Genomic DNA, 457 nt, shown 5'->3' on the forward strand with positions numbered 1-457 from the left:
AGCGGAAATCATCGAATCCAACGCTGAGGCCTGGGGCGAAGAACTCACCCGCGAAGAAGGGAAAACGCTGGCCGAGGGTATCGGAGAGGTGCGCCGCGCAGCGCAGATTCTGCGTTACTACGGCAACGCCGCCGACCGCGAGACCGGCCGCATCCAGACCTTCCGCCTCGACCGGATGAGCCACGTCGCCCCGCAGGAGGGGATGGCGGTCCCGCCCGCCGATTTCGATCTCGGCGTCTTCGCCAGCCAGTCCTTCGGCATCTATCAGGACGAGATCGAGGACGTCGTGCTGCGCATCGCGCCGGAGGGCGCGGTCGAGGCCAGGGGCTGGCGCTGGCACCCGACCCAGTCGTTCGAGGATCAGTCGGACGGCGGCGTGATCGTGCGGTTCCGCGCCTCGGGCATGCGCGAACTGGCCTGGCATCTGTTCACCTGGGGCGAGCAGGTGCAGATCCTG

1 protein-coding gene is annotated in these 457 nt (G+C 67.6%); it reads left to right on the top strand.

All coding sequences use genetic code 11. The annotated features are described in order from the left end of the window. Positions 1 to 457 (top strand): WYL domain-containing protein (locus CVH10_RS17475; protein ID WP_219924755.1); only part of this gene is annotated, 457 nt, incomplete at both ends.

Source organism: Halomonas sp. ND22Bw (assembly GCF_003011945.1).
Lineage (GTDB): Bacteria > Pseudomonadota > Gammaproteobacteria > Pseudomonadales > Halomonadaceae > Halomonas > Halomonas halophila.